Here is a 5,683-nt window from a genome sequence, read left to right as displayed (position 1 = left end):
CCGCGCGTGATACGCCCGCCCGCCGCATTGGCGTTGTTGTTCTTGATGGCGTTGACCACGTCATCGGTGCTCAGCCCGTAACGCAGCAGGGCGTCCGGCTTGAGCACGAGCTGATACTCGCGCGTCAGACCGCCGAAATTATTGACGTTGACGATGCCCGGCACACGCTGAAGCGTAGGGATGACAATCCAGCGCTGCACGTCCGAAAGCTGCATCAGATCCATCGAATCCGATTCCAGCGTGTAGCGGAAAATCTCGCCGGCAGGTCCGGTGATCGGGCCAAGCTGCGGGGTCACGCCATCGGGCATGCTCGCCGTGCCGAGCAGTTCCAGCACCAGCTGGCGCGCCGTGAACACATCGATGCCGTCATGAAAGATCAGGGTGATCAGCGACAGGCCGAACGTGCTGCTCGAACGGCTCTCGGTTACGCCCGGCACGGCTGCCAGAGCCCGTTCCAGCGGCACGGTAACCTGCTGTTCCATTTCCTCGGCGGCCAGGCCGGAAACCTGGGTCGTGACCTGCACATTGACCGCCCCAAGATCGGGATAGGCCTCGACGGGCAACACACGCCAGGCATAACCGCCCGCAAGAGCCAGAAACACGGCGCAGATGAAAACGATATGGCGGCGCGCAAAGCACCAGGAAATCAGGGTCGCAATCACGGATTAGGAAGCTCTCATCTGCGGCGCTGACAAATCAGTCGTTATCGTTGAGAAGAATGGCGCCACGCGTGACGATATGCTCACCACCCTGCAAGCCCGAGAGAACGCGGACGCTCTCCCCCTCATCATAGCTGACCGTTACGGCGCGACGGCGGAAATGCATGGGAGCACCATCCTGCACGAAGACCGTAAGGCGGTCGTTGTTCATCAGAAGGGCGGTCTTGGGGATGATCACCATGTCCGGCTGCTGAACCGCAATCTCGACATCGGCAAACATGTTGGGGCGCAGGGCTCCATCAGGATTATCGCACAGGATATGTGCGATGACCCGGCGCGTATCGCTGTGCAGGGCAGGGTCGATCGACTGGACGGGCGCTACGCAGTGCCGGCGGGGCAGGGCACTGATGGCAGCATTCATCGGCTGGCCAACGGACACCATACCCGCGGACTCCTCAGGAATTTCAGCGTCGATCTGCACCTGGGAGATATCGAGCAGAACCGCCTGAACGGCTGTGGCATCCGTGATGTTCACACCCGGTGCCAGCGTGGTGCTGGCCACCAGCCCGTCTATCGGTGCCACCAGTCTCACCAGACCCTCGCCATCCTGGTCAGTGCGACTGTTGAGGGATTCAAGACGACGCTCGGCACGCTGACGCTCGGCGCGGGCCTGAGCCAGATCGTTGCTGGCAGAGTCCAGATCCTTGCGGGCATTGCCCCCGATGGAGAGAACCTCCTGGGCGCGTTTGACCACCTGCGCCTGATAGGTCTCCTGCGCCCGCGCCTTGAGCAGATCGGCATAGGCCTGATCGAGATCGCCAGAGGCCAGAACCGCCAGAACATCCCCCTTGTGCACGATCTGACCGGGCTGAAGGCTGGTTGCCGTTACATGGCCCGTAACCGGCGTCAGGATATTGATGCTGCGTGTCGGCTGTGCCTGAATCATGCCGGGCACACGCAACCCATGGGCCAGCCTGCTCGTTGTCACAGGCTCGACATGCAAACGCTTCATGAGCGGGGAGTCATCGGTTACGATAACCATACCGTTCTCACGGGCGAGCTGGGCTCTCGGCCGATCGGAATGCGATGCCCCATGTTCATGGATGATCGTGATAACGATCCCGAGAAGGACAATGGCGATGAGCGCTGCCAGACCAAGGCGGCGTAGGAAAGGTGCCTGCATGGTCAGGCAAGGCCGTCATGGGAGCGCATCAGAACCTCGGCTCAGGATGTTTTGAAATAGTTTGTCGCGGTTGATAGCCGTTCAACCATGCTTCGCCAAGCGGTCTCCAGCCTCAGAACGATGTTCTAATAGGACAGGTCGGTTGAAGGCGCATGATAATTTCATGTCATACGCCGGACCGGGGGAATTTCGTACTGAATTCGAGCGAAAGCGTGCGGCGTCGGACAGCGCATCAGGCACCCCCTTGGGGCACCCTACCCGTCCGATTGCCAGCCCGGCAGCGCTATGTCGTGCCGTAGAAAAACTGGGCGGTTGCACCACCGTCGATGAGGAAGTCACTTCCCGTTATATAGCCGCCTTCAGCACCGGTAATTAGTGCCGCGAGTGCGGCCACCTCATCGGGTGTTCCTGCGCGGCCTGCCGGGGCATCGGCAAGCATCTGGCGATAAAACGCTGCCCGCTCACCATGCAACTCGTCATAGGCAAGCGGCGTGATGATGATCCCGGGACTGATTGCATTGATGCGCGCGCCGCGTGTTCCCCAACGTGGCGCTTCTCCCCTCACCCGCAATGAGTTGCAGCGCTTGGACATCTGATAGGCAAGAAGCGTGTCCGTAATCTCCCGCACAAAGGGAAGGGCAAGGAGCCTATCGGCGGGCGTCGTGGCCAGCTGCCTGTCCTGCTCGGCACTGAGAGCCGGCATTCGATGGCCCGACTGGGATGAGATCACGATCCCCGATCCCCCTTTTGCGACAGCCTGCCCAAACTCTTCGAGCAGCATGGCTGTTCCGTAGAGGTCAACCTTGAGGATGGTCTCTACTGGCGCCTGTGATGGCGATACACCGGCTGCCTGAACGAGAGACATGAGCGGGCCGATCTTACTGGCCGCCTCGACAAGGGCCCGGACAGACCGTCTTTCCGAGACATCGACAGTGATCACACTTGTCTCGAATCCTGCCAGTTCGAGAATACCGGCCGCCTTCTCTGCATTTTCCAGGTGCAGATCAGCGAGCACGACGTGACGTCCATTGCTTATACGGCGTGCAATCGCCTGACCAATCGACCCAGCCCCGACAACGACGGTAACGTCCTTCATGCGCTCTCCCTGATTGCAGAAACCCTGCACCCACCCTGCAAATGCAGCGGGTGGTTCCGATCAGATGATACAAAGCCCGTGTGCCGTCCATTAGTGCCCGTTCGGGACATGGCCTTATGCATCAGGTTCATGAAACCGGCCTCGTAAGCCCCCCGGACTGCTCGTATTCCAGTCACAACAGTGATCAGGATTGTGCCGATCTCATTTCTGCCCGATCTGCTCCCACCGGGTAGCGCGCCAAACCATCTCTGTCAGGGTGTAGCCTCGGGCTTGACCTCAGGGCCAAGCGTACGAAGCGATCGTGGTCTTACAGGTCCGCCCAGCACATGCCCGATGGGTGAAAGCCCCTCGATATGGTCGCAGAAGATCTTGAACACGGCGAGCATGGGCACGGACAGGAACGCTCCGCCAATCCCCCACATCCAGTCCCAGAACAGAAGGGAAGCCATGACCAGCACCGGGTTGAGCGTGAAGCGCTTGGCCAGAAGCATTGGGGTGATCGTCTCACCTTCGAGGATATGGATGCACAGATAAATGGCGGGTGGCAGGAGCGACATCAGGAAAGACGGAAAACTGATCAGCGCCACGCAGAAATAGACGACCACGCCAGTCAGCGGCCCGATGATCGGCACATAATTCAGCAGAAAGGCCAGAACACCCCAGAGCAGCGGATTGGGCATACCGGTCAGCCAGCATTGCAGCAGGTTCAGCAGCCCAACGAGAATGTTCATGATGGTAATGGTGGCAAGATAGAGCGAGACATTGCGCTCGATCTGCGTCGTGATCTGCACCAGCCGTCTCTTGTCGGAGTAGGTCGGCATGATCTCCACGATACGACGCAGCAGGCTGTCGCCTTCCGTCATCAGGAAGAACAGCATCAGCAGCATGGTGAAGAACTCACCCATGAATGCCCGCGTCCCGATCAGGAAGGAGGACCCCCAGACGCGCAGCGTCTCAGCACCATTCGAGGCCGATGACGCCGCAGCCGAGGCAGCGGTCACATGATGATGCCCGCCACTGGACATCAGGGCGATCACCCGCAGATAGCCGCGCTGGACCGAGTCAATCGGCCCCTGAAGGAAGGCGAGTTTCTGCTGAAGCGCAGGAAGGCTCTGCGGCACTTTGGTCAGCCACGCCGCAGCCGGCACCGAAATGGCGGTGCCAATGCAGACGACCAGCAGGAACATGGCGATGATCAGTAACAGCGCCGAGATGGGCTTCGGGATACGCAGCCGCCCATGTAGAAAGCGCATCGGCCCGATCATCAGCAGATTGACGACCATCGCAAAAACGAATGGCAGCACGATATCGGCGGCAAAATAGAGGGTGTAGAACACCGCCAGAAGCGACAGGATGAGAATGCCGACATCACGCAGGCCGAGGCTGTGACGCATCATGGCCTTGCGGATCATCCCGGCCTGATGCACGTCATTCCGCACTTCGGAATTATCGGTATCGGACGGGGCATCGGGCATGATTTTTGCCCCGGCGCCGGTTTGGGCGAGGCGTGGCACGCCCCCCTCGGACCCGGTTTCAGGCTGGGGCATGTCCGAAGTCAGCGACGGGCCTGACATGGCGGGCGTTTCTTTCCTGAAAGACGGGTTGCTGCGCGGGAAAAGGCGCTGTCATGAACGTCGATCAACCGCCCGGGACCTCAAACGTTGCCATCAACGTGATGCACGTTACATTTTATTGGGTTGAATCACGTTGGCTTGCAACCCATTTTCGGGTTCTATCTTTAGGCTGATACAGCACATTGTTTCATTGAAGGATATCGTCATGGCCTGGAACACCCCGAAGGTTACCGAAATTCCGCTCGGCGCCGAAATCAACTCCTATGTCTGCGGCCAGAAGAAGTAAGTTCTTCGCAGGACCGTTTACCTTCAACAGCCGCACCCTATGTGCGGCTGTTGTCGTTTCTGGCCGGGCTGAACCGCCCTCTGCCAGCCGATCACGAACAGACCGACCCTGACCATGCTCGATATCATCGTTCTTGGCAGCGGCGCCGGTGGTGGGTTTCCGCAATGGAATTCGAACGCCCCGGCTTGCCGTGCCGCAAGAGAGGGCCGAATTCCCTCACGCAGCCAGGCCTCCCTCGCCGTCAGCGGCGATGGCAAGCACTGGTTTCTGCTCAATGCCTCGCCTGATCTCAGAGCCCAGATCCTGGCAACGCCAGAACTGCATGCGCAGGACGCACTGCGTTCCACGCCGATACAGGGCGTTATTCTGACCAATGGCGAAATCGATTCCATCACCGGGCTGCTGACTTTGCGCGAGCGCGAGCCCTTCCGGCTCTATGGCACGTCCGCCACGCTGGCCCAGCTGGATGCCAATCCGATTTTCGAGGCCGTAAACCGTGAGATTGTGCCACGCCTGCCGCTCGATGACGAAACACCCCTTACCCTGCCCAACAAGGACGGTACAGCTTCCGGTCTGACGCTCACCGCCTTTGATGTGCCTGGCAAGGCACCACTCTATGCCGAGCATCTGCCAAGCCAGAAGGGCGAGACAATCGGGCTCGAAATTACCGACGGAAAGCACACGATGGTCTTCCTGCCAGCCTGTGCCGATCTCACCCCTTCCATACGCACACGCATTCGCGCGGCCGATGCGCTGTTCATGGAAGGAACGCTCTGGCGTGATGACGAGATGATCCGTGCCGGGCTCAGCCCGAAAACCGGTCTGCGCATGGGGCATATCTCGATGTCCGGCCCGGAAGGCATCATCGAGACCTTGCATGATGCC

6 protein-coding genes are annotated in these 5,683 nt (G+C 59.8%); 2 read left to right on the top strand and 4 right to left on the bottom strand.

Annotated features, from left to right (window positions below; translation table 11 throughout):
* The 4 genes from P792_RS0118535 to P792_RS26245 form a co-directional block, all read right to left on the bottom strand.
* The coding region (locus P792_RS0118535) for an efflux RND transporter permease subunit (RefSeq protein WP_035439571.1) at window positions 1-662 on the bottom strand (662 nt) is incomplete at its 3' end.
* Between the two features lie 34 nt (window positions 663-696).
* Window positions 697-1,842 carry an efflux RND transporter periplasmic adaptor subunit gene (locus P792_RS26255; protein ID WP_023978297.1) on the bottom strand — a complete coding sequence of 382 codons (1,146 nt, stop codon included), beginning with the start codon at window positions 1,840-1,842 and terminating at the stop codon, window positions 697-699.
* A 283-nt stretch (window positions 1,843-2,125) separates the two neighbouring features.
* The gene (locus P792_RS26250; RefSeq protein WP_023978296.1) at window positions 2,126-2,938 is read right to left on the bottom strand and encodes an SDR family oxidoreductase; all 813 of its coding nucleotides are present in this window, start codon (window positions 2,936-2,938) and stop codon (window positions 2,126-2,128) included.
* A gap of 251 nt (window positions 2,939-3,189) precedes the next feature.
* Entirely contained in the window at window positions 3,190-4,350 is a 1,161-nt protein-coding gene (locus P792_RS26245) for an AI-2E family transporter (protein ID WP_235075438.1), read from the bottom strand.
* Between the two features lie 367 nt (window positions 4,351-4,717).
* Between P792_RS26245 and pqqA the strand changes: the two genes are divergently transcribed.
* Together pqqA and pqqB are read left to right on the top strand one after the other, a co-directional pair.
* The gene (gene pqqA / locus P792_RS26240; protein ID WP_023978294.1) at window positions 4,718-4,798 is read left to right on the top strand and encodes a pyrroloquinoline quinone precursor peptide PqqA; all 81 of its coding nucleotides are present in this window, start codon (window positions 4,718-4,720) and stop codon (window positions 4,796-4,798) included.
* Between the two features lie 114 nt (window positions 4,799-4,912).
* The coding region (gene pqqB / locus P792_RS26235) for a pyrroloquinoline quinone biosynthesis protein PqqB (protein ID WP_035439568.1) at window positions 4,913-5,683 on the top strand (771 nt) is incomplete at its 3' end.

This window comes from Asaia sp. SF2.1 (assembly GCF_000505765.1).
Classification (GTDB): Bacteria; Pseudomonadota; Alphaproteobacteria; order Acetobacterales; family Acetobacteraceae; genus Asaia; species Asaia bogorensis.
Note: the sequence above shows the minus strand (reverse complement) of the source record. Positions and strands in the feature narration are given on the sequence as shown.

Excerpts from the sequence above, each read along its gene's own strand:
- pqqA (WP_023978294.1), top strand. The coding sequence starts at position 4,718 with ATGGCCTGGAACACCCCGAAGGTTACCGAAATTCCGCTCGGCGCCGAA.
- P792_RS26255 (WP_023978297.1), bottom strand. The coding sequence starts at position 1,842 with ATGCAGGCACCTTTCCTACGCCGCCTTGGTCTGGCAGCGCTCATCGCC.
- P792_RS26245 (WP_235075438.1), bottom strand. The coding sequence starts at position 4,350 with ATGATCCGCAAGGCCATGATGCGTCACAGCCTCGGCCTGCGTGATGTC.
- P792_RS26250 (WP_023978296.1), bottom strand. The coding sequence starts at position 2,938 with ATGAAGGACGTTACCGTCGTTGTCGGGGCTGGGTCGATTGGTCAGGCG.